21 protein-coding genes, 1 tRNA gene and 1 riboswitch are annotated in these 24,120 nt (G+C 70.4%); of the genes, 8 read left to right on the forward strand and 14 right to left on the reverse strand.

The genetic code is table 11. The features are described 5' to 3' along the window. Positions 1–7: 7 nt before the first annotated feature. The gene (locus ITI46_RS20700) at positions 8–1,297 is read left to right on the forward strand and encodes a DUF445 domain-containing protein (RefSeq protein ID WP_209241197.1); all 1,290 of its coding nucleotides are present in this window, start codon (positions 8–10) and stop codon (positions 1,295–1,297) included. A 103-nt stretch (positions 1,298–1,400) separates the two neighbouring features. Next, the gene (locus ITI46_RS20705) at positions 1,401–2,270 is read left to right on the forward strand and encodes a fumarylacetoacetate hydrolase family protein (protein WP_209241179.1); all 870 of its coding nucleotides are present in this window, start codon (positions 1,401–1,403) and stop codon (positions 2,268–2,270) included. Positions 2,271–2,648: 378 nt separating this feature from the next. On the opposite strand, the gene ITI46_RS20710 is transcribed toward ITI46_RS20705, so the two are convergent. Next, on the reverse strand, positions 2,649–3,725 hold the full coding sequence (locus ITI46_RS20710) for a Gfo/Idh/MocA family oxidoreductase (protein WP_209241180.1): 1,077 nt from the start codon (positions 3,723–3,725) through the stop codon (positions 2,649–2,651). Between the two features lie 263 nt (positions 3,726–3,988). Between ITI46_RS20710 and ITI46_RS20715 the strand changes: the two genes are divergently transcribed. After that, positions 3,989–4,768 carry an HAD-IIA family hydrolase gene (locus ITI46_RS20715; protein ID WP_209241181.1) on the forward strand — a complete coding sequence of 260 codons (780 nt, stop codon included), beginning with the start codon at positions 3,989–3,991 and terminating at the stop codon, positions 4,766–4,768. 23 nt (positions 4,769–4,791) lie between these two features. On the opposite strand, the gene ITI46_RS20720 is transcribed toward ITI46_RS20715, so the two are convergent. Both ITI46_RS20720 and ITI46_RS20725 read right to left on the reverse strand, forming a co-directional pair. Then, complete coding sequence (locus ITI46_RS20720; RefSeq protein WP_209241182.1) at positions 4,792–5,595, reverse strand: CbtA family protein; 804 nt, start codon at positions 5,593–5,595, stop codon at positions 4,792–4,794. Positions 5,596–5,615: 20 nt separating this feature from the next. After that, on the reverse strand, positions 5,616–5,843 hold the full coding sequence (locus ITI46_RS20725; RefSeq protein WP_209241183.1) for a CbtB-domain containing protein: 228 nt from the start codon (positions 5,841–5,843) through the stop codon (positions 5,616–5,618). 33 nt (positions 5,844–5,876) lie between these two features. Next, positions 5,877–5,998: riboswitch (cobalamin riboswitch) on the reverse strand. Positions 5,999–6,177: 179 nt separating this feature from the next. Here ITI46_RS20725 and ITI46_RS20730 point away from each other — a divergent pair. Next, positions 6,178–7,194, forward strand: coding sequence for a glycoside hydrolase family 6 protein (locus ITI46_RS20730; RefSeq protein ID WP_209241184.1), 1,017 nt, complete (start codon positions 6,178–6,180; stop codon positions 7,192–7,194). Between the two features lie 119 nt (positions 7,195–7,313). Here ITI46_RS20730 and glxA read toward each other — a convergent pair whose 3' ends face one another. The 4 genes from glxA to ITI46_RS20750 form a co-directional block, all read right to left on the reverse strand. Further along, positions 7,314–9,338 (reverse strand): radical copper oxidase GlxA, encoded by a 2,025-nt coding sequence (gene glxA / locus ITI46_RS20735; protein WP_209241185.1) that lies wholly within the window; start codon positions 9,336–9,338, stop codon positions 7,314–7,316. Further along, entirely contained in the window at positions 9,335–11,365 is a 2,031-nt protein-coding gene (locus ITI46_RS20740; RefSeq protein WP_209241186.1) for a glycosyltransferase family 2 protein, read from the reverse strand. The genes glxA and ITI46_RS20740 overlap by 4 nt, the downstream gene beginning before the upstream one ends. 213 nt (positions 11,366–11,578) lie before the next feature. After that, a complete protein-coding gene (locus ITI46_RS20745; RefSeq protein ID WP_307808256.1) occupies positions 11,579–12,340 on the reverse strand; it encodes a FadR/GntR family transcriptional regulator in 762 nt (253 codons plus the stop codon). Between the two features lie 51 nt (positions 12,341–12,391). Continuing rightward, the gene (locus ITI46_RS20750) at positions 12,392–13,513 is read right to left on the reverse strand and encodes a winged helix DNA-binding domain-containing protein (protein ID WP_209241187.1); all 1,122 of its coding nucleotides are present in this window, start codon (positions 13,511–13,513) and stop codon (positions 12,392–12,394) included. A 145-nt stretch (positions 13,514–13,658) separates the two neighbouring features. On the opposite strand from ITI46_RS20750, the gene ITI46_RS20755 reads away from it, so the two are divergent. Then, positions 13,659–14,696 carry an ABC-2 transporter permease gene (locus ITI46_RS20755; RefSeq protein ID WP_247746311.1) on the forward strand — a complete coding sequence of 346 codons (1,038 nt, stop codon included), beginning with the start codon at positions 13,659–13,661 and terminating at the stop codon, positions 14,694–14,696. Positions 14,697–14,870: 174 nt separating this feature from the next. Then, a tRNA-Lys gene (locus tag ITI46_RS20760) sits at positions 14,871–14,944 on the forward strand. A gap of 69 nt (positions 14,945–15,013) precedes the next feature. Here ITI46_RS20760 and ITI46_RS20765 read toward each other — a convergent pair. The 5 genes from ITI46_RS20765 to ehuB all read right to left on the reverse strand — a co-directional run bounded on the left by ITI46_RS20765 (position 15,014) and on the right by ehuB (position 19,240). Beyond that, a complete protein-coding gene (locus ITI46_RS20765) occupies positions 15,014–15,805 on the reverse strand; it encodes an IclR family transcriptional regulator (protein WP_209241188.1) in 792 nt (263 codons plus the stop codon). 307 nt (positions 15,806–16,112) lie between these two features. Further along, complete coding sequence (ehuA, locus tag ITI46_RS20770) at positions 16,113–16,937, reverse strand: ectoine/hydroxyectoine ABC transporter ATP-binding protein EhuA (RefSeq protein WP_209241189.1); 825 nt, start codon at positions 16,935–16,937, stop codon at positions 16,113–16,115. Next, complete coding sequence (gene ehuD / locus ITI46_RS20775) at positions 16,927–17,577, reverse strand: ectoine/hydroxyectoine ABC transporter permease subunit EhuD (RefSeq protein WP_209241190.1); 651 nt, start codon at positions 17,575–17,577, stop codon at positions 16,927–16,929. The genes ehuA and ehuD overlap by 11 nt, the downstream gene beginning before the upstream one ends. Continuing rightward, positions 17,577–18,317, reverse strand: a complete 741-nt coding sequence (gene ehuC, locus ITI46_RS20780; protein WP_209241191.1) for an ectoine/hydroxyectoine ABC transporter permease subunit EhuC — start codon at positions 18,315–18,317, stop codon at positions 17,577–17,579. Before ehuC ends, ehuD begins: the two co-directional genes overlap by 1 nt. Then, on the reverse strand, positions 18,314–19,240 hold the full coding sequence (ehuB, locus tag ITI46_RS20785) for an ectoine/hydroxyectoine ABC transporter substrate-binding protein EhuB (protein ID WP_209241192.1): 927 nt from the start codon (positions 19,238–19,240) through the stop codon (positions 18,314–18,316). The genes ehuC and ehuB overlap by 4 nt, the downstream gene beginning before the upstream one ends. A gap of 124 nt (positions 19,241–19,364) precedes the next feature. Here ehuB and ITI46_RS20790 point away from each other — a divergent pair, with 124 nt between their 5' ends. Next, positions 19,365–19,886 (forward strand): DUF3830 family protein, encoded by a 522-nt coding sequence (locus tag ITI46_RS20790; protein ID WP_209241193.1) that lies wholly within the window; start codon positions 19,365–19,367, stop codon positions 19,884–19,886. A gap of 137 nt (positions 19,887–20,023) precedes the next feature. On the opposite strand, the gene ITI46_RS20795 is transcribed toward ITI46_RS20790, so the two are convergent. Both ITI46_RS20795 and ITI46_RS20800 read right to left on the reverse strand, forming a co-directional pair. After that, positions 20,024–21,436 (reverse strand): amidase, encoded by a 1,413-nt coding sequence (locus ITI46_RS20795; protein ID WP_209241194.1) that lies wholly within the window; start codon positions 21,434–21,436, stop codon positions 20,024–20,026. A 392-nt stretch (positions 21,437–21,828) separates the two neighbouring features. Further along, positions 21,829–22,815: a D-2-hydroxyacid dehydrogenase gene (locus ITI46_RS20800; protein WP_209241195.1), complete on the reverse strand. Its 987-nt coding sequence runs from the start codon at positions 22,813–22,815 to the stop codon at positions 21,829–21,831. 237 nt (positions 22,816–23,052) lie between these two features. On the opposite strand from ITI46_RS20800, the gene ITI46_RS20805 reads away from it, so the two are divergent. After that, the gene (locus ITI46_RS20805) at positions 23,053–24,015 is read left to right on the forward strand and encodes a maleate cis-trans isomerase family protein (protein WP_209241196.1); all 963 of its coding nucleotides are present in this window, start codon (positions 23,053–23,055) and stop codon (positions 24,013–24,015) included. Positions 24,016–24,120: the final 105 nt, after the last annotated feature.

Below are 24,120 nucleotides of genomic sequence, written 5' to 3' on the forward strand. Positions count from 1 at the left end.
GCGTGGGCTGGGCGGGCCGCGTGGGCCGGGTGGTGTCGGTGGCTTCACCCCGGCCGACGAGGAGCGCCGGCGCGGGGTGCGGCGGATGAAGGTGATCGCCACCGGCGCGCTGTTGCTGATGGCCGTCGTCTTCGCGCTGACCAAGCTGGCCGAGCAGGCGGGCGCGGGTGCCTGGACCGGTTACGTCGCTGCTGCCGCCGAGGCCGGGATGGTCGGCGCGCTGGCCGACTGGTTCGCGGTCACGGCGCTCTTCCGGCGCCCGATGGGGCTGCCGATCCCGCACACCGCGATCATCCCCACCAAGAAGGACCAACTCGGGCAGAGCCTGGGGGACTTCGTCGGGGAGAACTTCCTCTCCGCCGACGTCGTACGCGACCGGCTGCGTGCCGTCGGCATCAGCAGCAGGCTCGGCGGCTGGCTGGCCCAGCCCGACCACGCCGACCGGGTGACGGCCGAGCTGTCCACCGCGCTGCGCGGCGCGCTCACCGTACTGCGGGACTCGGACGTCCAGGCGGTCGTCAGCGAGGCGATCACCCGCAGGGCCACCGCGCAGGAGGTGGCGCCGGGGCTGGGCAGGATGCTGGAGCGGATCGTCACGGACGGCGGCCACCGGCGGGTCGTCGATTTGGTGTGCACCCGGGCCGCCGAGTGGCTGCGGGAGCACGGCGATTCGGTGATGGGCGCGGTCGCGGGGGGCGCGCCGGGCTGGACGCCGAAGTTCGTCGACCGGAAGGTCGGCGAGCGCGTCTACCGTGAACTGCTGCGCTTCGTCACCGAGATGCGGGACATGCCCGACCACCCGGCGCGGGGCGCCGTCGACCGCTTCCTGACCGACTTCGCGGCCGACCTCCAGTCGGACCCCGACACCCGCGCCCGGGTGGAGCGGCTGAAGAACGAGACGCTGGCCCGCGACGAGGTCCAGGACCTGATCGCCTCGGTGTGGGGCGCCGTACGGGCGATGCTGGTGGCCGCGGCCGAGGACGAGCGCAGCGAACTGCGGATCCGGGCCCGCGCCGCGCTGCTGTCGCTGGGCAGCCGGCTGGCGTCCGACGGGCGGTTGCGGTCCAAGGTCGACGGCTGGATCGAGGGCGCAGCGGTGTATCTGGTGACCACCTACCGGGACGAGATCACCTCGCTGATCTCGGAGACGATCGCCGGCTGGGACGCCGAGCACACCTCGAAGAAGATCGAGGCCCATATCGGCCGGGACCTCCAGTTCATCCGGATCAACGGCACGGTCGTCGGCTCGCTGGCCGGGCTGGCGATCTACACGGTGGCCCGGTTCTTCGGAGGCTAGGTGTTCCGTTGCGCGGAAGCTACGGTCCAGTACGTGAACTCTCTCTTGTGGTTCTGAACGCCCTCTTGGAGGATCACCTGATTCGCCTGGGAGGGAGAGTCACGTGAAACTGCTCCGCGTCGGACCCGCGGGAGCCGAGCGCCCCGCGCTGCTGGACGAGGACGGAACCCTGCGCGACCTGTCGGGGATCGTCCCGGACATCGACCCTGACCTGCTCGCCGACGCCGCCGCGCTCGGCCGCGTCCGGGAGGCCGCTGCCGCCGGGACGCTGCCGGTGGCGGCGGCCGACGGGGAGCCCGAGGCGCTGCGCACCGGGCCGCCGCTGGCCCGGATCGGCAAGATCGTGTGCATCGGGCTGAACTTCCACGACCACGCCAGGGAGACCGGGGCCGCGGTGCCCGAGGAGCCCATCGTCTTCATGAAGGCGCCCGACACCGTCGTCGGCCCCAACGACACGGTGCTGATCCCGCGCGGCAGCGAGAAGACCGACTGGGAGGTCGAACTGGCCGTCGTCATCGGCCGCACGGCCCGCTGTCTGGACTCCGCTGAGGAGGCGCTCGGGCACGTCGCCGGGTACGCGGTCGCCAACGACGTCTCCGAGCGCGCCTTCCAGATCGAGCGCGGCGGGCAGTGGGACAAGGGCAAGAACTGCGAGACGTTCAACCCGTTGGGGCCCTGGCTGGTGACCGCCGATGAGGTCGCCGATCCGCAGGCGCTGGGGATGCGGCTGTGGGTGAACGGGGAGCTGCGGCAGGACGGCACCACCGCGGATCAGATCTTCCCGGTCGGTGAAGTGGTGCGGTACCTCAGCCACTTCATGACTCTGTATCCGGGTGACGTGATCTCCACCGGTACGCCTGCGGGGGTGGCCATGGGCATGCCCGAGCCCAAACCCTATCTGCGGCCCGGCGATGTGGTGGAACTGGAGATCTCCGGCCTCGGCCGCCAACGCCAACTCCTGAAGCCAGCCTAACTTTTGCGGCCCCGTTGCGCTGCGCCTTCAGCTGCGCCTTCAGCTGCGCTGGGCGGCTTCCCTGCTGTGCAGCTGCGCGCTGGCGATCTGTCGCTGTGCTTGGGAGGTCTGCGCAAGGCGCAGGGCTGGCAAGCGCAGCGCACCGGCCCGCACCCGGCGACGATGCATCAGCCCCCTACAAGGGGTGGCCGCCGCCCGGGTGCGGGCCGGGTTTCGTGGCCGTCTGCGGCCCGGTGGGCTGCGCTTGCCCACCCTGCGCCCCTGGCGCAGACTGCCCAAGCTTCGCCAGGCAGCCAGCACAGCGAAGCGCACCGCACGGCGCAGCCGGGTAGCACAGCGACAAGGCGCCCAGCGCAGCCAGCACAGCCAGCGCAGCGTCTACGCGTTCCGTGCGAAAGAGCGTGCCGTTTCCAGGACTTGGAGGGAGGCGGCGGCGTCGTGGGCGGTGACGGGCGGCGGCGTGCCGTCGCGCAGCGCGGCGGCCACCGCGGCGTAGAACGCGGGGTAGTCACCGTCCAGCGTGGGCACCGTGCGGAGCTCGTCGGGGGCGTCCTGTGCCCCGAGGGTGCCCCAGGCGTCCTCGGGCTCCACGCCCCAGGGAACCCCCTCGGCGGGACGGGCGCCGGCCCGCAACGCGTTCTCCTGCGGGTCGAGCCCGTACTTCACAAACGCCGCCCTGCTGCCCAGCACCCGGAAGCGGGGACCGAGCTGGGCCGCGGTGGCGCTCATCCACAGATGCGAGTGGACGCCGTTCTCATGGGTGATGGCGATGAACGTGTCGTCGTCCGCCTCGGCGCCGGGCCGCCGCACGTCGGACTCCGCGTAGACGGACGCGGCCGGGCCGAACAGGGTCAGGGCCTGGTCGACCAGGTGGCTGCCGAGGTCGTAGAGGAGCCCGCCCACCTCGTCCGGGTCGCCCGACTCGCGCCAGCCGCCCTTGAGCCGGGGCCGCCAGCGCTCGAACCGGGACTCGAAGCGGAAGACCTCGCCCAGCGCGTCCCGGCCCAGCAGCGAGCGCAGGGTCAGGAAGTCGTTGTCCCAGCGGCGGTTCTGGAACGGCGCCAGCAGCAGCCCGCGCGACTCGGCCTTCGCCGCCAGCTCCCTGGCCTGCGCCGCGGTCGGGGCCAGCGGTTTGTCCACCACGACCGGCAGCCCGGCGTCCAGGGCGCGGTGCGCCAGCGGTACGTGGGTGCGGTTCGGGGTGGCGACCACCACCAGGTCGTATCTGTCGGCCTCGGCGAACAGCTCGTCCGGCGACGCGACCGTCCGCACCTCACCGTCCGGGCCGCCGGCCTCCCGGGCGCGCTTCTGGCGCTCCGGGTCCGAGGTGACGACGGTGTCGAGGACCAGCCCCGGGGTGGTGGCGATCAGCGGGGCGTGAAAGACCGATCCGGCCAGGCCGAAGCCGAGCAGCCCGACGCGGAGCGGCGTGACGGTGGTGTCCATGCGGTTCATGCCCCCACCCTCGCAAAGCCCGCCGGGCGCGGGCACGCACCCCGCCTCCCGTACCGCCCGTACCCGCCCGCGGGCCTCAACGGAAGCGCTACGCAGCGGTAATGCGTCGGAACGTCACACCCGGGCACCCGCCGCACTCGGGGCCGTACGTCCCGGCTGACCAGCACCGGCCGGTGCCGTTACGCTGAGCGCGGCGGCCGGTTTCCGTCCATCGCTGTACGTCCCCGCCGGCCGGACCACCACGACCTGGCAGGAGTCCATCCGTGGCAGAGCGCAAGCCCATCGAGTCCTGGCTCACCGACATGGACGGTGTGCTGATGCACGAGGGGATCCCCGTCCCCGGGGCCGACTCGTTCATCAAGCGGCTCAAGGAGTCGGGGCGGCCGTTCCTGGTGCTCACGAACAACTCGATGTACACCCCGCGGGACCTGCACGCCCGGCTGTCCCGTATTGGTCTGAACGTGCCGACGGAGAACATCTGGACCTCGGCGCTGGCCACCGCGCAGTTCCTGGACGACCAGCGTCCCGGCGGAACGGCCTACGTCATCGGGGAGGCCGGGCTGACGACGGCCCTGCACGACATCGGATACGTACTCTCGGACGCCGACCCCGACTACGTCGTCCTCGGCGAGACCCGCACCTACAGCTTCGAGGCGCTGACCCGGGCGATCCGGCTGATCAACGACGGCGCCCGGTTCATCGCCACCAACCCCGACGAGACCGGCCCTTCGGCGGAGGGTGCGCTGCCCGCCACCGGCTCGGTCGCGGCCCTCATCACCAAGGCAACGGGCCAGCACCCGTACTTCGTCGGCAAGCCCAACCCGCTGATGATGCGGGCCGGGCTCAACGCGATCGGCGCCCACTCCGAGACCAGCGCCATGATCGGTGACCGGATGGACACCGACGTCCGCGCCGGTATGGAGGCGGGCCTCGAGACGTTCCTGGTGCTGACCGGGCTGACCCGGCCCGACGAGGTCGAGCGCTATCCCTACCGCCCCTCCCGCGTCGTGGATTCGATCGCGGACCTCGTCGACCGGATCTGAATCCCTGCACCGGATCTGAATCCCTACCGGGACTCGGGCGCGCCCTCCCGCTTCGCGGCCTTCGCTGACCGCAGCGCCGGGGCCGCGAACGCCGCGCCCAGCACGGCCCACAGGACCAGGTGCCCGGCCAGCGAGAGCACCCGGAAGTCCCACAGCAGGGTGGCGGAGACCGGGACCGGGTCCGGGTTGCCCGGCAGCAGGAAGAGCGCCCCCAGAGTGGCCACGACGGCTGCCGCGGCCCCCAACTGGCGTACCGGCAGCCCGTGTCCGGCGCGCCCGAGGCGCTGGTGCACCTGGTGTGCCAGCACCATGCCCAGTACGCCGATGACCAGCGCGGCCAGCCACAGGCCCTGCCGTTCGGCGACGGTGCCGCTGTCACCGACGCCGGGCGGGTTGGCGGGGTAGCGCAGCGCCGGGAGCAGGGACAGCGCGAGGAACCCCGCACCGGCCAGGCCCATGGCGCGCTGCCAGCCGCGGCCGTCGTCGCGGGCCGCCGAGCGGTGCACAAGGGCGTGCGCCAGGGTGAAGAACACCCCGATCGCCAGCCCCGCCACCACCGCGGTGACCACCAGGCCGAGGTGCTGGGTGCCCCGGCTGAAGATCTCCTCGGCCTCGGCGGCATGGCTGTGCCCCGAGTGGCCCGCGTGGGAGTGTGCGGCTTCGGCCGCCGAGCGTTTCTCCTCCAGCCGGATCGCCCGGTCCATCAGGGGCTCGGCGAGCAGCAGGGAGAACAGCCCCGAGGCCAGCCCCGCGATCCCGCCGGCCGCGAGGCCGCGGCCGAGAAGAGGCAGCAGGGGGTAGGGAGTTGGCTGTGCGGAGACGGACATGTCGAGCGACCCCCGATCGGTCAGTGGCAGGGGGCGCCGAACAGATGACGGCCGTCGTGCGAGAACTCGTGCAGATAGGAGCCGGTGGCGGAGACGAGGTTGCCGTTGTCGATGAAGACGGCGTACAGCGCGATCAGTGCGACGATCGCGGCGGCGGCGACGATGAGCCAGTCGCGGGTCCTGACGGTTGCCGGGTGTGCGGCGGCGCTCTCAGGTACGACGGTCGTGCCGACGGTGTGCGGGGACATCCGCGTGCCTCCTCCTGGGGTTTCCACGCCCCATCGGTGGAGAAGCGACAGGTCAGTTCCTGACTCCCGCAGCCGTCGGGGGCGGCTGCGGACACAGTGGCGGGACCGTCCCGGATTCGCACCGGGTTCCTGAGCTCTGTCGCCTCAATATGGAAGTTTGCCGCTCCGGAGACTCCCAGCTGACATGCGCACTGTCAATAAGGGCTCCGTCACAACGAGTGCGCCGAGCGGCCGAACGAACTTGGAGGAGACGGGAGTTGTGACACGATGAGACCGTCCCGGGTGGTCCAGAACACAGCCTGATTCCGAGTACGCAGCCGACGAGGGGGAGCGGATGTACGGCAGAGCCCACCGGCTCCTGGCCGCGGGGACGACAGTCGCGGCGCTGCTGCTGGCCGGGTGCTCCTCGGGCGGCGGCTCGGGCGACGACGAGCAGGCGGGGCCGACAGTGCGGCAGCGCCCCAAGTCGGTGGCCCCGTACTGGGTCGACCCCGAGGGGAACGCCGCGCGGCAGGCCCGCACTTACGCCGAGGACGGCGAGGCGGGGCAGGCCGCACAGCTGGAGAAGATCGCCAGGCAGCCGGCGGCCGAGTGGATCGACGCCGCCGACCCGCGCGGGCACACGGCCCGCGTCACCAAGGCCGCGGCCGCCGCGGACCGCAGCGCGCTGCTCGTCCTCTACAACGTCCCGCACCGCGACTGCGGGCAGTACAGCAAGGGCGGCGCGGACGACGCGGCGGCGTACCGGCGCTGGGTGGACGATGTCGCCGAGGGGATCGGCGACCGGGCCGCCACCGTCATCGTGGAGCCGGACGCGCTGGCCCACACGGTGTCCGGCGACTGCGCCGCGCCCGAGTTGAAGGAGGAGCGCTACGGGCTCCTCTCGGGCGCCGTCGACCGCCTCAAGCAGCTCCCGGACACGAAGGTGTATCTGGACGCGGGCAATCCGGACTGGGTCCGGGACCCCGGCGCTCTGGTCGAGCCGCTCAACCGCTCCGGCATCGACAAGGCCGACGGGTTCGCGCTGAACGTCTCCAACTTCCAGACCACCGCCTCGAACGTCGCCTACGGCGAGAAGCTGTCGGCGAAGGCCGGCGGCAAACACTTCGTGATCGACACCAGCCGGAACGGCAACGGGCCGCTGCGCGGGGGCGGGGAGGAGAGCTGGTGCAATCCGCGGGGGCGGGCGCTTGGTGAAGCGCCCACCACCAGGACGGGGCACAAGGCGGTGGACGCCTACCTGTGGGTCAAGCGCCCCGGCGAGTCCGACGGCCAGTGCCGCGGCGGCCCCTCGCCGGGTACGTGGTGGCCGTCCTATGCCCTGGAACTGGCCCGCAATACCAAGGGCTGAGCCCTGCATCTGGCGTACGCAGGAGTTGCGCCCCGTCAGGGGCGCGGGGAACTGCGCGACAAGCCACAACGAACGCGCAGACCGCGAACGACAGGTAGGGGCACCCCCTACCCGGAACGCTACTTCGGGTCCCCCGCTGTCACCGGCGGGTGCCCCGCGTCGGGGTCGACGCCCACTTTGACCCACCGTGCTTTGGACGGCACCCCGTCCCCGTCCACGCCGAAGACCATCCACCAGCCCGGGGTCACCAAGGACGGGTCGTCAGGGATGGTCGTGGTCACTCTCCCATCGCGGGACTTCTTCAGCTTCAGGGCCACGGACGACTGCTCCACGTTCGTGACGTGCGTGAAGGAGCCGGGCCGCACCAGCCGCAGCTTCTTCAGCGAGGCGGCGTCCTTGCTCTTGAAGGAGAGCCGGCCGCCGGGCGGCAGCGTCCGCGCGCTGCCGCCGCCGGCATCCCGCAGCTCAGGCTGCCGCTTGCCCTGGTGCAGATACGGCGGCGTGTAGATCTCGATCCGCTGGTCGAACGTCCCCGGCTTGGTGTTGGCCTTGTCCGCGTACAGCGAGTCCGAGCCGAAGGTCATCACCCGGCCGTCGGGCAGCAGCAGCCCGCCGGAGTGGTAGTTGCGGCCCACGAGCGGAGCGGCGGCCTCCTTGAAGGTGTTGCTCTTGGGGTGGTAGATCGCGGCCTTCAGGACGTTGCTGTCGCTCTTGCCCCGGTACCGCCCTGCGCCGTTGGTCGTCAGCACGGTGTCGTCCGGCAGGATGACGCTGCTGGGGTAGCGGACCTTGTCGTAGAGCCTGGGCCCGTCGTGGAAGCGCGGGGTGTCGCTCTTGAGGTCCACGATGCGGGTCTTGTCGGTGGTCTTGTCGGACTCGCCGACCCCGCCGCCGCCCTCGACGATGAACTTGCGCGACTGGGTGGGCGGCAGCGGTACGGACATCGCGGTCTCCAGGACGTCCGGATCGCTCATTCCGGGGATCTTGGTGAACCGGTTCGTCTTCAGGTTCCAGATGCCGGGGGTCCGGCCCTTGTCGGCCGGCCCGTAGCCGGCGGTGGTGCCGCTGTAGAAGACCCGGTTCTCACCGATCAGATGCAGCCCCGGGTAGGTGGGGAAGAATCGGGTGGTGGGCATGTAGTGCCACTTCTTCGTCTTCGGGTCGTAGATCTCGTTCTTGCCGGGGACGACCTGGCCGATGTCGTCCAGCCCGGAGACGGTCAGCACCCTGCCGTCCTGGAGGGTGAGCTGGGTGGGGTACCAGCGGGCCTCGTTCATCGGATCGACGGTGATGTAGCGCTCGGCCACCGGGTCGAACTCGTAGGCGTCCTTGATGCCCTGGAAGTCCTTCTTGTCGAAGGACATCTTCTGCGCGACGCCGTAGACGTTCCGCTTCCACGCGCCCTTCAGGCCGCTGACCCGGTACTGGTCCTCGGTCCCCGTCTGGTGTTTGCGGCCCTTCTTCGCCGCCTCGGCGTAGACCCGGGTGACGCTGTGCACCACCTCGACCTTGCCCGTCCTGCGGTTCTTGACCTTCTTCGCGCGCGGGAGGAGCACGGTGTGCTGCGCGACGAACGTCTTGCCGCTCTTCCGCCCGGTGAAGCGGGTGCCCTTCTTGACCGTCAGGCCCCGGTCGGGGTTCTCGTTGTAGAGGAACATCAGCCCGCCGGCCTTCTTCACATCGCCCCTGAGCGTCTCGTAGCGCTGGGTGCCGCCCGCGACCAGCAGCTTGCCGTCGGGCAGCTGGTTGTGCCCGGAGCAGAACAGGTCGTTGGGGGTGGGGATGTTCTTGAAGGTGTTCTTCGCCGGGTCCCACAGCACGGTGCGGAAGCTCTTGGCCTTGAAGTTCGCCGCGTCATTGCCCGAGCCCGCCACCAGCAGCACCTTCCCGGTGTGCAGCAGGGCCGCGTGGATCGTGTTGATCCGGTACTTCTCGGGGATCTGGACGATCTGCCAGTGGCCCTTCGCGGCCTTGTACTCGGGCTGGTTGATCTCGTAGTCGTGGTACTTGGCCGACGCGAAGCTGTACAGCGCCGGGCCGTTGAACCCGGCGATGAGCAGCACGACTGCCGTGCCGATGGCTATGCGCCGGGCCCGCCGCTTCTTGGCCCCGGCTTCGCGGCGGCGGCTCCGTCGGGTCGTCATCGTTCGTGTCCCCCAAGCGCGGTGTGGTGCATGTGCTGGTCGTACGCAGGTTCAGGCGCGGGCGCGGACGAGGGCGAGGGCGCGGGCGGTGGGGAGCCGGCGGCGGGCGCCGCCGCCGACCTCCTCCGGCGTGCCCGGCGCGACTTGCGGCGCCGCTTCTCCGCCCGCACCGTGGACCGCCAGCCGACGATCGGCGCCGCCGTGATCAGCAGCGCGAGCGCGGCCCAGGTGAGCATCGCGGGGTGGTCGTGGCCCAGGAAGAGGGAGCCGACGAGCGACCCCCCGAAGACCGCGATGAAGAACAGATGCACCCGGAAGGTGCCGAACAGGGTGTCAGGACTGGCCGAGTTGCCCTTCGGCGTGACGACGAACTTGCTCTTGCGGCGCAGCACCGTGTCGAAGAGTGAGCGCGCGTAGATCGGCGCCGACAGCGCGGACATCAGCATCCCGGCCAGCCCGCCCGAGCCCTCCGGCTCGTGCGGGGAGACGTTGTGCCGCCGGTTCCAGATGTACAGCCCGATCTGCAGCGCGGTGGCGTTGCCGTACAGCGCCATCCAGATGGTGGGGTCGATCTGCACGCCGGAGGCGCCCATGCCGAGGAAGAGTGCGCAGGACAGTGCGGCCAGGATCCAGTTGAGCGCCGAGGCCGGGTAGAAGAGCATCAGCAGCGTGTAGTTGAACAGCTTGCCGGGCGGCATGCTGCCCAGGCCGCGCCAGTACTGCTTGAGGATCGTCTCGTAGGTGCCGCGGGACCAGCGCAGCTGCTGGGTGAAGAAGTCCGTCCAGGCGTTGGGCCCCTCACCGACGGCCAGCACGTCAGGGGTGTAGACGGAGCGCCATTTGTTGCCGGTGGCCGGGTTGCGGTGGCGGTGCATCTCGAAGCCGGTGGCCATGTCCTCCGTGATGGAGTCGTAGAGGCCGCCGATGGCCTTCAGCGCCGAGATGCGCACGGCGTTGCTGGTGCCGACGAACATCGGCGCGTCGTAAGCGTTGCCGGCGCGCTGGATGAGGGCGTGGAAGAGGAACTGCTGGCTCTCGGCCGCCTTGGTGACGAAGTTGTCGTAGTTGCCGTAGACCTGCGGGCCGATGACGAAGCCGACGTCCGGGTCGCGGAAGTAACCGAGCATCCGCTCCAGGTAGTTGGGCAGCGGTACGTGGTCGGTGTCGACCCCGGCGAAGAAGTCGTAGTCGTCGCCGTGCGCGTCCAGCCAGGCGTTGTAGTTGCCGTGCTTGGTCCTGGCGCGGAAGGCCCCTTTTGCGGTGTTCCACTTGGCGACCCCCTTACGGGAGAAGTGGTGCACCCCCAGCCGCCGGCAGACCTCCTTGACCTCGGGGTCGTCGCCCTCGTCCAGCAGCCAGACGTGCATGGTGCCGCGGTGCCGTACCCGTACGGCCGCCTCCAGGGTCCTGGTGACCATCTCGATCGGCTCCTTGCCGGGCACGAACGAGGTGAGGAAGGCGACGCGGGTGCCGGTCTCGGGCACCACGGGTACCGGGTCGCGGGCCACCAGGGTGGCGTGCGCGTTGGAGAGCACGTTCAGCGTGCGGAACAGCTCGATCAGACCGATCGAGACGAGCATGACGACGTCCAGCTTGAGCACGAGGTCGGAGACCTCGCCCGCGTCGCGGCGCGTCCAGTGGTCCGGCTGCATCAGCCAGACCAGCAGCCCGGCCGACAGCAGCGGCGCCAGACAGAGCAGGAACCCCGCGCGGAACCGGTGCGGCTCGTCGGCCAGCAGACTGCGGTACCGCACCCGGTAGGGCGCCCAGGGCTCCGGCCGGGTGAGCGGGCCGGCGAGGCGGCTGTAGTGCTCGTAGTCGTAGCGGGGTGCGGCACGCTCCCAGGGGTGCTGGGAGGGTCTTCGGGAGCGGGAGCGATGGGGGGCGGCTAACCGGCTGGAGTGCTGCTGGGAATGCTGCTGTTCGCTCGGTATCGGCGGCCTGGGTATGCGCAGCTGCGCCGTCTGCGTCGGGTCCTGGTCGTCGTACCCCTGCGACTGCGGGCCGCCCATGCGCGGCGTGGTCATGCTTCTGTCCCCCCGCACGCACACATCCGCGCGTGCTCTCGTGCCGGACCCGCGTCCTGGCCCCCGCTCAAGTCGCGGCGTATGTCGGTCTCAGCGTTCCCAGGTCCCGGGGTCCCCGTGTTCCCGTGCCCCCGCAGCACGGTACGGACCGATCGGTAACCGCACGTCAGGTTCTACAACTTGGCACATGAACGCAAGAGCGGAAGGGGCGGTTTAGCGCCCTTGGGGCGTTATGGAAGCGGCAGATGTGATGGAGGAGTCATCAAACCGTGGCTGCCGTGTGGTGGCGTCCGGCGCGGTGGAACGCAACCGCTCCCTGATGTTGCCGAAGTGCGCGCGGACCGCCTCCTCCGCGCGCCGCATGTCGCCGTCCCGTACGGCGTCGAGGATCGCCGCGTGCTGCTGCCAGGTCACCAGCGGATCCGGGTGCAGCTCGGCCAGATCCGTGCGCACCCGGTGGAAGGCGTCCCAGAAGGCGTCCAGCACCTCGCTCAGCAGTGAGTTGCCCAGCCCGGCGTAGAGCGCCGAGTGGAAGGCCCGGTCGGTCTCGGCCCGCACCTGCCCGGCCTCCGCCTCGCGGCGCATCCGGCCGGCCAGCCGCTCCAGTTCGGCCAGCTGTTCGGGGCCGGCGACCAGCCGCGCCATCAGCCCCGTCTCCACCGCCTCGCGCAGCTCCAGCAGCTGCAGCAGGCTGTCCTCGCCGCGGTAGTGCCCGGCGACGGTACGGAAGGAGAGTCCCTCGGTCATGGGGGCCATGGACATGGCGCCGACGTACGTACCGAAGCCGTGCCGGATCTCCACGATGCCCATCGCCTGGAGCGCCTTGAGGGCCTCGCGCACGGAGTTGCGGCTCACCTCCAGCCGCTCCATCAGCTCCGTCTCCGTGGGCATTGGGGCGCCGGGCGGCAGCCGCTCGTCGATGATCAGCCTTTTGATCCGCTCCTGGATCTCCCCGAGCCTTCCCCGGCCGCGCACCCTGTCCTCCTCGTCCCCCTCGTCCTCCGCAACCCGCCTTCGGCCGCCAGCCTACGCGGGCCCCAGGGCGCGGGGTGCGGTGAAGGTGACCGGGTGCGGCCCCGGGCGGCCGTCGGTGGCGAACGCCAGCAACTGCTCGCCCTCGGCGGCCAGCGCGGCCTGTGCCTCGTCGCTCAGCCGCTCGAAGGGGGTGAGGGTGAGGGTCGCCGTGCGGCGGCTGGTGTCCGCCTTCCAGGTGCCGCGCACCCGTCCGTCCACCAGGAAAGTGCCGGGCACCTGGCCGTTCTTGCTCGCAAGGGCGCGCCGGACCGGCTCGTCCAGGAGCCGGGTGCGGTCGGCGTGGGAGAGGATGATGTTGTCGTACTCGGCCAGGAAGCGGACCGGCAGCGGGAGTTCGGCGTCGGGCCGGGGCGCGTCGGGCAGGTCGAACAGCTCGCGGCCCGCCTCGTCGTGGAAGACCCGCAGCTGGGGCCGCAGCCGGTCCAGCACCTCGCCGAGCCGGGTCAGTCCCGACCAGGTCTGCGCGTCCCGTACGGACGCCGGGCCGAAGGCGCCCAGATAGCGCAGCACCATCGACTCCACGCAGGGCTCGGCCGCCAGGGGCCGCCCCAGCCACCGCTCCACGGTGTCGACCACCGGCTGTCCCGAGCGGCCCCACAGCCCGCGCGGTGGCAGTTGCACCAGCGGCAGCAGATAGCGTGCGGTCATCGCCAGCGCGCGTGCCTCCACATCGGGCCACCGCTCCTGGAGGCGGGCCCCGAGCAGGCTGCCGGTCAGCGGCTCGGCAGCGAGCAGCTCGCGGGCCGCATCGGCCACCTGCCCGGGGTCGGCGCCGCCCAGCTGCGTGGCGAGGTTGGTGCGCACCGCGTTCTCGTGCAGCGGCTGGGTGAGGGCGCGCAGCTGGAGCGCGTCGCGGTCGGTGACCAGGTGGACGGTGCCGCGCATGACGCTGAGCCTGACCAGTTCGCGGCCCTCCAGCAGCAGCGACAGCTCCCGCGGGTCGAAACCGGCCACCCTGCTCCACAGCGCGAAGTACGGGGGCTTGGGCGCCTGTGCCTGGATGCCGACCAGATGCTCGACGGCGTCCCGTACCGGCATCTTGGCGCGCTCGATGAGGAGTTGACGTGCGAGGAGGGCGCGGCCGAGGGCCGGCCGCGTGAGGGGTGCGGGCATGCCATGAGTTTCGCCGATGGCACGGCTGTGCGTCACGCGACGCAGCAGCACGGCGCGCCCGGAACCCCAACAGCGGGGGATGAACCGGGTGATGCGGTATGGATGGAGACTCTTACCCCAAGGGCACCGATAAGGGAATGCCTTCATGTCGTCGATGCCGTCCATGCCGCCCCGGCACAACGCCGCTCCGGGCCCCGGCCCCCGCGGTGGGCTCACCCCCGGCACGCTCGCGCTGGTCGTGGGGGTGTTCCTGGTTCAACTGGGCTTCCTGCTCTCCTACATCGGCTCCTTCCACCACCCCGACCCGCAGGGCATCCCGGTCGCCGTCGCCGCGCCCCGGAAGGCCGCAGCACAGCTCGACCGGCTGCCGGGCGACCCGCTGGCCGTCACCGTCGTCAAGAACGAGCGGACGGCGCGCGAACGCATCAGGGAACGGAACGCGGAGGGCGGCTATCTGATGAGCCCGCGGGGCGGCCGGGACACCCTGCTGGTCGCCTCCGCCGCCGGCGGCCCGCAGGCCCAGGCGCTGCGCAAGGTCGGCGAGCGGGTGGCCGCCGAGCAGCACCGGCAGCTGAGCGTGGTCGACATCACCCCCTCGGGCAGGCAGGACTACGAGAGCCTGACCGCGTTCTACCTGATCGTCGGCTGGCTCGTCGGCGGCTATCTGCTGGCCTCCCTGATGGGGGTGCTGGCCGGTACGCGTCCGGCCAGGCCGGGGCTCGGCGCGCTGCGGCTGGCGGGCACCGCGGGGTACGCGATCCTCTCCGGGCTCGGCGGGGCGATCATCGTCGACCCGGTGCTGCACGCGCTGCCGGGGCACTTCGTGGCGCTGTGGTGGCTGGGCGCGCTGCTGGTCTTCGGTACGGCGGCGTGCACGCTCGCGCTGGAGGCGTTCCTGGGCGTCGTCGGGATCGGCGTCGCGGTGCTGATCTTCGTGGTGCTGGGCAACCCCAGCGCGGGCGGCGCGTTCCAGAAGCATCTGATCCCGTCCTTCTGGCGGGCCATCGGCGACTGGATCCCGACCGGCGCCGGCACCAGCGCCGTACGCAACATCGTGTACTTCTCCGGCAATGCCCTCGGCACCCCGCTGCTGGTGCTCGCCGGCTGGGCGCTGGCCGGCTCGGTGCTGCTGATGCTGGGCTCGCTGCGGCGCAGGGAGCCGGGGCTGACCCTCCCCATCTGACGCCACACCGAGTGCGCCGTGCCGGATTCCGCTGCCCGGAGCCGGTGTGGTGGACGCCATACGGCCGGCGTCCTGGAGCGGGCCCGACCGGCGCCCCCGGCACAGGGGGCGGGTGGTCATCAGCACCCTCCGGGAGGGGGTAGTATTTCTGTCGTCGGCCGGAAACGGCGACGGGCGCCGCTAGCTCAGTTGGTTAGAGCAGCTGACTCTTAATCAGCGGGTCCGGGGTTCGAGTCCCTGGCGGCGTACATACAGACTGTGGCCCCCTTGGTTTCCAAGGGGGCCACAGTCGTGCTCGCAGACTTTCCTGTGCCGTCTCAGATCGCCAGCGACAGCATCACCGGCGCGGCCCGCTGGCTCAGCACCTCGGCCGCCCTGCGCAGCCGGTGCGCCTGGGCGACGGGGAGCGAGAGCGCCAGACAGCTGACCGCGGAGCCGGCCGTCACCGGGACCGCGGCGCAGACCGTGCCCACCGCGTACTCCTGGAGGTCGAGCACCGGGACGGTCGGCGGCTGCCGGTCGAGCGCGGTCAGCAGCAGCCGTTCGTCGGTGATCGTCCGGGAGGTGAGCCGCGGAGTCTTGTGGCGGGAGAGGTGGTCGAGGCGCCGGTCGTGGTCGAGCTGGCTGAGCAGGCACTTGCCGATCGCGGTCGCGTGCGCGGCCGAGCGGAAGTCCACCCACTGGTTGACCGCGGGTGTCGTGGGGCCGTCGGCGACCTGGGTGTTCTCCAGCTCTCCGTCCTGATAGCAGCCGAAGTAGACCGCCGCGCCCACGGTGTCCCGCAGCTCGTCCAGCGTGGCCTGCAAGCGCTCGCGCAGCGCACGGGCCCGGTCCACGCCGGAGCCCAGCAGCACCAGCGCCTCGCCGACGACGTACGAACCGTCATCCAGCTGGTCCAGATAGCCCTCCCGGCACAGCATCCGCAGCAGCTGCTCCAGCTGGCTCGCGGGCAGCTCGGCAGTGCGGGCGATGGCTTCCTCGTTGACGCCGTCCCGGTACCGGGCGACGGTCTCCAGCACCCGCAGGGCGTGCCGCACCGAGCCGAAGGGCGTGACCGGCTCCCGTCCCGGCTCCTCGGACGGGCCTCCGGGTGGTTGGAGTAGCGCCACGGTGTCCCCCTGAAGGTTGTGACCGTTTGTACCGTGCCCGCTCCGTGCGGTCACGGCTTCCTGTTTCACGATAGCGGTCAACGCTGTACGAGCACGGGGCTGTTGCCGCTATCGGCATATGCCAGACGGCTGAATGCGCCCCCTTGTGCGCCCTTTGGCGCGCCCCCCGCCGGTGTCGGCAGGGAACGCGCGGGACCCTGTCCTCGCCGCGTTCTTCCGACACACCGCCGAGCCCACGCCGGGTACGGCGCGGGCTCGGCTGCGTGTCGGGGAGGCTCGGCGGCCCTGCGGAGCGCCGGCCGGACCGTCACAGAACGGCGCTGAGGAATTCCCTGGTCCGCTCGTGCTCGGGGTCGGTGAAGATCTTCTCCGGCGCACCGGACTCGATCACCCGGCCCGCGTCGAACATCAGCACGTCATCGGAGATGTCCCGGGCGAAGTTCATCTCGTGGGTGACACAGAGCATGGTGATGTCCGTGGAGTGTGCGATGTCGCGCAGCACGTCCAGCACCCCGGCCACCAGCTCCGGGTCGAGCGCCGAGGTGACCTCGTCAAGCAGCAGCACCTGCGGGCGCATGGCGAGCGCGCGGGCGATGGCCACGCGCTGCTGCTGACCGCCGGAGAGCTGGCTGGGGTACTTGTCGATGTGATCGGTCAGACCCACCATCTCCAGCAGCTCGCGGGCGCGCTGCTCGGCCTCGTCCTTGCCCAGCCCCAGCACGTGGACCGGTGCCTCGGTGATGTTGCGCAGCACCTTCATGTTGGGGAAGAGATTGAACTGCTGGAAGACCATGCCGATGTTCTTGCGCACCTCGCGCTGGTGCTTCTCGCCCGCCGGCACGAGCTTGCCGTTCCGCTCCTCGTGGGAGAGGTACTCGCCCGCCACCTTGATGGTGCCCTCGTCGGGCTTCACCAGGGTCATCAGCAGCCGCAGGATCGTGGTCTTGCCGGATCCGGAGGGGCCGATGAGGGTGACGTGCTTGCCGGAGGACACGTCGAAACAGAGGTTGTCCAGCACCACGTTGCTGCCGTAGCGCTTGGTGACGTTGTCGAACTTGATCAGTTCACTGCCGTCGACGGCCGGGTTCGTACCGCCGTTCGCGGTCGTGCTCGGGTTCTTCTCAGCGGACAAGACGACGCTCCAGGGCTCGCATCAGCAGGGATGCCGGGTAGGCGATGAGGATGAAGGCGATGCCGACGACTGTGATCGGCTCGGTCGGCTGGAAGGTGGACGCGGTGAACTGCCGGGCCTGCCCGAGCATTTCGAGCGCGCCGATCACCGCGATCATCGGGGAGTCCTTCAGCATCGCGATCACGTAGTTGCCCAGCGCGGGCACCACGCGGCGGATCGCCTGCGGCAGGATCACGGCGCTCCACGTACGGCCGCGCGGCAGGCTCAGCGCGGTGCACGCCTCCCACTGCCCCTTCGGCACCCCGTCGATACCGGCGCGGTAGACCTCCGCGGTGTACGTCGAGTAGTGCAGCCCCAGGCCGATGACACCGGTGGTGAGCGCGGACAGCGTCACGCTCCACTCCGGCAGCACATAGAAGAGGAAGAACAGCTGTACCAGCAGGGGGGTGTTGCGGATGAACTCGGTGACGACCATCACCGGCCAGCGGACCACCTTCAGCGGCGAGCGCTGGGCCATCGCCCAGATCAGGCCGAGCGCGAAGGCGATCAGCGAGCCGAGTACCAGCGCCTGGAGCGTGACGAGCACGCCGTCCCAGAAGCGCGGCATGAAGTCACCGACAGCGGACCAGTCCCAATTCATCAGGCCGCACCCCCTGAGCTGGAGCGGGAGATGGCGGTCGCCTGCCGGACGCTGAGCTTGCGCAAGCCATTGCCCTTCTCCGGGGCCTGGCCGATGCCCGCCTTCGCCTTCCGCTCGACGGCGCGCATCACGCGCGTCAGCAGGAAGGCCAGGACGAAGTACATGACCAGGATGATCGTGTAGACCGGGGCGCTCTCACCGAGCGCGTTGCGCACCAGTGCGGCCCCGAAGGTGATGTCGCCGACGCCCAGCACGGACACCAGCGCGGTGCCCTTGAGCAGCTCGATCAGCAGGTTGTTGGCGGGCGGGATCATCTCCGGCCACGCCTGCGGCAGCAGGATCTTCGTCAGCCGCTGCCAGGGCGAGAAGCTGAGCGCGATGCCCGCTTCCTGCTGGGCCGGAGCCACGGCGGCCAGCGCGCCGCGCACGATCTCCGAGCCGTAGGCGCCGTACGACAGACCGAGCGCGAGCACCGCCGCCCACATCGGCACCAGCTGCCAGCCGAACGCCATCGGCAGGACGAAGAACATCCAGAACATCAGCACCAGTGCCGAGGTGCCGCGGAATATCTCCATGTACAGGCCGGAGAGGAACCTGACTATCCACAGCCGGTGGGTCCTGGCGACGCCCACCACGAAGGCGACGAACGCGCCCAGCGCCGCGCTGAAGACGGTCAGCTGGACGGTGACCCAGACTCCTTTGAAGAGCAGCTCCCACAAGCCCGCGGTGAGGTCCGTCATGCGCAACGCTCCTTCGCGGTCATTTTGGTCATCTCGTTCGGCAGGAAGCCGAAGGGCTTCATGAGCCGGAGAAGTTCACCGCTCTTCTTCATCTTGTGCAGCTCGCGGTTGAACGCGTCCCGGAGTTTGGTTTCCGTCTTACGGAACGCGAACGCGCCGGTACCCAGATCGGGCTTTCCGTCCAGTTTCGGGGTGAAAGCCTTGGTGTACTCGGCCTTCCGGCTTTTGGTCTGGTTGACCACGTTGCGAACGGTGACGGCCGTACCGGCGAATACGTCGGCCCGGCCCTGTTCCACGGCAAGGAGTCCGGCCAGTTGGTCGGGCAGCAGGAGAATTTCCGACTCCTTGATGCCCACCTCGGCGGCGTACGAGATTTCCGCGTACCCGGTGCCGGTGGCCATCTTGGCGCCGGCCTTCTTGATGTCCGCGTAGTTGTGCAGGTTCTTCGGATTCCCCTTGCGGACGATGAACGCGTCGCGCATCTCGTACTCGGGGTCGGCGAAGAGGACCTGCTTGCAGCGGTCGGGCGTGATGTACATACCGGCCGCGACCACGTCGAACTGCTGCGAGTTGAGCCCCGGGATCAGCGAGTTGAACTCGGTCGGGAACGGCTGGACGTGCGGCACACCCAGCCGCTGGAAGATGACGCGTGCGATGGCCGGTGAGCTTCCGGTCAGCTCGCCGTCCTTGTCGATGTAGCTGTAGGGCTGTTCACCGGCGAGGCCCAGCTTCACTGTTCCCTGGGCCTTCAGCCGCTCCAGAAGATCTCCCCCGTTCTCGGTGTCCGCACTGGACACCCGGCTGCATGCGGTTGTTGCGCCGAGCGCACTCACCGCACTCAAGGACGCCGCTCCGGCGAGCAGCGACCGACGGCTCAAACGTCTCCCGGCACCTGCCGTGTTGTTCTTCTGTGGTGGAGCCATGGGCGCGCGTATACCCAGGGGTCCCGTAGATATGCAGATAATTTCAAGCCGTTATGGGGTCGCGCTCAGGGCGTCATCTGCGTCACCATTAGCAGGTAAATGACCACCCTGGTGCGGAGGCACGATGGCTGAGCGCTTCATTGAAGTGTCGTTGGACAAGCGGGGAGTGAGCTGCACGGCAAAGCTGCTCGACGACCGCGCACCGATCACTTGCGCGGCGGTGTGGGATGCGCTGCCGCTGGGCGGCGATGTCTACCACGCGAAGTATGCGCGTAACGAGATCTACGCCCTCATTCCCCCCTTCGCCCCGCAGGAGCCGCCGCTGGAGAATCCGACCATCACCCCCATCCCGGGCGACCTCTGCTATTTCACGTTCTCCAACACGCAGCTGGCCACTCCGGGGTACGGGTACGAGGCCGCGGCCGAACAGCAGGGCACACAGGCGGCCCACGCCAATCAGGCCACCGTCATCGACCTCGCCCTCTTCTATGAGCGCAACAACCTCCTGATCAACGGCGACGCCGGCTGGGTGCCCGGCATCGTCTGGGGGCAGATCGTCGAGGGCCTCGATGCCATGGCGGAAGCCTGCCAGGACCTCTGGCGCTCCGGCGCCATCGGCGAGACGCTCAACTTCCGCCGAGCCTGAGAAAGTTGCCCGTTGGGGGTCGGCCCCCAACGGGCGTCCAGCCGGTTCACCGGCATCCCACGCGCGTCACCGGCACTCCACGTCGCCGGCGTTCCACCCGCGGTCTCACCGGCATTCCGCCCAGGGGCGGCGCTCGCTCAGTCCACCGCCGAGGGCACCTGGGCCGCGACCCCGGCCTCGTACAGCGCGTGCGAGGCACTCAGCACCAGCGCGTCCGCATGCCGCGGGCCGACCAGCTGCACTCCAACCGGCAGCCCGGCGCCATCGACACCGCAGGGCACCGAGGCGGCTGGCTGCTGCGTCATGTTGAACGGGTACGAGAACGGCGTCCACCCCGTCCACCTGGTCAGCCCGGAGCCCTCCGGCACCTCGACGCCCGCCTCGAAGGCGGTGATCGGCATGGTCGGCGTCACCAGCAGGTCGTACCGCTCATGGAACGCTCCCATCAGCCGGCCCAGATCCATCCGCTCGTCCACGGCCGCGAGGTACTCCAGCGCGCTGCGCGCGGCACCGTCGGCGCAGATCTCCTGCAAGCCGGGATCCAGCCGCTCCCGCTGATCTTGGCTGAAAGCTTGTGTGACCCGCGCCGCACCGCTGAACCACAGAGTGTGGAAGGACTCGACCGGATCGGCGAACCCCGGGTCCGCCTCCTCCACGACGGCGCCCAGCTCCTCCAGCAGTGCGACAGCGCTCCGCACCGCCGCCGCCACCTGGGGGTCCACCCGCACCCGGCCACCGAAGTCGGGGGAGAACGCCACCCGCAGCCCGCGCACCCCTTCGGCGCCCCCGGCCAGCGCCCCGCGGAAGCTGTGCGGCACCGGGCCCAGGTGCGACCAGTCGCGCGGGTCGGGCGCGCTGATGACGTCCATCAGCAGCGCCGCGTCCTCCGCGTCCCGCGTCATCGGGCCGACGTGCGCGAGCGTCCCGAAGGCACTCGCCGGGTAGATGGGCACCCGCCCGTAGGTGGGCTTCAGCGCGAAGATCCCGCAGAACGAGGCGGGGATCCGCACCGAGCCGCCGCCGTCCGTGCCCAGCGACAGCGGCCCGGCCCCCGTGGCGACGGCCGCGGCGCTGCCACCGCTGGAGCCGCCCGCGGTGCGCTCCGGCGCGTACGGGTTGCCGGTCACACCGTGCCGCGGGCTGTCGGTGACGCCCTTCCAGCCGAACTCGGGCGTCGTGGTCTTGCCCAGGAAGACGGCACCGCTCTCCCGCAGCCGGGCGACCGAGGGCGCGTCCTCGTCCCAGGGGCCGGACTCGCCCACGGCCCAGGAGCCCTTGTAGGTGGGGCCGCCGCGCTGGAGCAGGATGTCCTTCACGGTCACCGGCACCCCGTCGGCCGGGCCCGAGGGCTCGCCGCGCCGCCAGCGCCCCGCCGACTCCTCGGCCTGCCGCAGCGCCTCCTCGCTGTCGATGCGGACGAAAGCGTTGGTGCGCTCCTGGGTCTGTGCCGCGCGCTCCAACGCCGCCCTGGTGACCTCCACGGGCGTGAAGTCCCCCGTTTCGTAGCCCGCCACGAGCTGGGTCGCGGTCAGAGCGCTGAGATCGGACATGACGAAACCTCCCGAGAGACCGGTCACCCGCAACGCGCGGGTGCCACAGGACGACGAGCCCCGGCCCGCACCGAGACGGACAAGAGGCACCCGGCCGAGGGGCCCGGCAAAGCGAACCGGGTAAACGAACCGGGAAAGCAAACGGGTAAAGCAAATCGGCAAAGCGAATCGGTAAAACGAACCGGGGTAAATAACCGGGATAAACAAACGGGGTAAACGAACGCTGTAAGCGAACCGGGTAAACGAACGTGGTAAGCCAACCGGCTGAACGGAATCGACCCGGCCGGCCGACCGGCTGAACGCCCCGGCAAAGGCGCCGCCGGACCCCTGGCCGAGCCGGCCCGGACCGCCCTTCGGTCCGGACCGACCCTTTTCCCGCGCCCCGGCCCGGCTCAGGGGGTGCTCGGCGCCGGGGGTGCCGTCGGGACGTAGCCCAGGTGCTTGTCGACGACGTTGAGCAGCGGTTCGCCCGCCTCCCAGCGGTCGAAGTTGTCCAGGAACTGCTCCGCCAGGTCGTCGCGCCAGCCGACCGTGTCGCCGCTCATGTGCGGCGAGATGAGCAGCCCCGGTACGTCCCAGAGCCTGCTGTCGGCGGGCAGCGGCTCCTCGGCGAACACGTCCAGCGCTGCGCCCTTGATGTGGTGCTTCAGCAGCGCGTCCACCAGGTCGTCCTCGACCACGTGGGCGCCCCGGCCCACGTTCACGAAGTGCGCCTCGGGCTTCATGCGCGCAAACATCCCTGCGTCGAACATGCCCGTCGACTCCTGGGTCAGCGGTGCCACGCACACGACCCAGTCGGCCTCGCCGACCAGCGCGGGCAGCGAGGCGGTGCTGTGGACCTGCCCGAATTCGGGGTCCGTGTCCCGCGCTGTCCGGCCGACGAGGTCCACTTTGACACCGAGTGCCAGCAGCGCGCGGCCGATTTCCCGGCCGATCGGTCCCGAGCCGACGACCGTGGCGCGGCTCCCGCCGACCCGGAACGTCTCCCGGTGCCGCCAGCGGCGCTGGCGTTGCAATTCCCAGGTGCCACGGAAGTCCTTGGCCATGGCCAGCACCAGCCCGAGGACGTATTCGGCGATCGGCCGGTCGAAGACGCCTCGTGCGTTCGTGATGACGGTGTCGCGGCCGTCGGCGAGCTCCGGCAGCAGCCGGTCGACCCCGGCGCTCGGCGTGTGCACCCAGCGTGGCCTCGGCCCGTCGCCCGGCCAGGCCTCGCGCACCGCGTCGGAGAGGAAATCCCAGACCAACAGCACGTCGGCCTCGGGTAGTTGGCCGGCGAGGGTCTTCTCGTCGGCATGGACGACGCGCGCGCGTCCCGCGAGTCGGTCGAGCCGCGGCAGGGGCTCGGCGTCGAGGACAAGAACGCAGGTCTCGGACATAGGCAGGAAACCGTTTCGAAACGCAGGGACGGTTGGCTGAACGAGTGAGCCGGGGGAGTGACGGGAACCAGCCTCATTGGCGGGATTGACCACGGTAGGGAGCAGAAACTACCTTCGTCAACAAAGACATCTGTCCCGGCGTCCCGGCTTCTGACCGGCTTTGCTTTTCCTCTGACTTCCCTTGACTCAGGGGCCTTCTGGCCATGAGCCTTCCCCTCCGTTCTTTTGGGGCCCGAAATGGACGTCTCCTTCCTCGGCGGACCGCTGCCGCAGCGCGGCGTGGGAATCGTCGCTCCCTTCGACTTCGCACTGGACCGTGAGCTCTGGCGCTGGGTGCCGGACGACGTGTCCCTGCATCTGACCCGAACTCCCTTCGTCCCAGTGGAGGTCAGCCTGGACCTGGCCCGCCTGGTCAGCGAGCACGAGACGCTGCGCGAGGCGACCCGGGCGCTGTGCGCCGTGGCCCCCGAAGTGGTGGCCTATGCCTGCACGTCGGGCAGTTTCGTGGGCGGTACGGCCGGTGAGCGGGCCATGGCGGCTGCCATGGCGGAAGCCGGAGACGTGCCGGCCCTGACGACCTCAGGCGCGATGCTGGACGCGCTCCGTGAGATCGACGCCCGGCGGATCGCCATCGTCACCCCGTACACCAAGTCGGTCACCGACTCCCTGGAGGAGTATCTGGACGAGGCCGGCATCGGCATCACCGGACGCTGCTACATGGGTCTCACCAGGGAGATCTGGCGCGTGGCGTACCGGGACGTGGTCGACATGGCGCGGGAGGCGGTGGTGGACGCGCCCGACGCGCTGTTCATCTCCTGTACCAACCTCCCGACCTACGACGTGATCCCGCAGCTGGAGGCCGAGCTGCGGATGCCGGTCCTCTCGGCGAACCAGGTCACCATGTGGGCCGCGCTGCGCGCGGTCGGCAAAGAGGCCGTCGGCCCCTACCAGGCGCTGCTCGACCCGGTCGCCAGGCGTGGCCCGGCCGCCATGACGTCCACGACCACGGGCACCCAGCCGGTGGCCCACGAGACGGACGGGCTGGTCGAGCCGGAGGAGCAGCAGAAGCACGAGCCGGAGGCGGCACTGGCGGGCGCGGGCACCGAGTCCGCCGAGCCGCTGGAGGGCACCACCGACCTCGGCTACGGGCAGTCCGGCCACCAGGAGGAGTGGGGCGGCGGCACCCAGCCCCCGGCCTGATCAGCCCGGCTCCCCTCGACTCGTCCGACGCGACCGCCGTACGGCTGCCGGCAGTACGGCGGTCCCGGTACGTGCGTACGCCCGTGAACGCGTACGCACCCGGCC

This window comes from Streptomyces oryzae, from assembly GCF_017676365.1.
GTDB lineage: Bacteria > Actinomycetota > Actinomycetes > Streptomycetales > Streptomycetaceae > Streptomyces > Streptomyces oryzae.